The organism is Pseudomonas sp. HY13-MNA-CIBAN-0226, from assembly GCF_040310305.1.
Classification (GTDB): Bacteria; Pseudomonadota; Gammaproteobacteria; order Pseudomonadales; family Pseudomonadaceae; genus Aquipseudomonas; species Aquipseudomonas gregormendelii.
In genome coordinates this window covers 1-278 of sequence record NZ_JBEOPS010000201.1, presented here as the reverse complement: position 1 = coordinate 278, position 278 = coordinate 1, and the positions used below count along the sequence as shown (strand labels likewise).

1 protein-coding gene is annotated in these 278 nt (G+C 45.3%); it reads left to right on the top strand.

Annotated features, from left to right (window positions below; translation table 11 throughout):
• On the top strand, positions 1-278 hold a 278-nt coding region (locus AAEZ05_RS28405; protein WP_350649911.1), incomplete at both ends, for a hypothetical protein.

Genomic DNA, 278 nt, shown 5'->3' with positions numbered 1-278 from the left:
ACTATCAACAGCATACCCCGACGCTGACGCAAACAGCATTGGGTGGTCAACACTTAGCTGAGCGACTCACGCAATTGGCAACGGGACTAGGCAGAAACGTCAAAGACCATGCCAATATTAAAACTCAGTTAGAGAGTATCGCCAAGGAACAAGACACTAAAACCCATCAGCAAACACCTTACACGCTAATCGACAGCGCAGCAGACACAAGTTATGTCAGTGACGATATACTGATTCATAGAACTATGGGTGAGATGATTAATACCACTCAGCAAGAT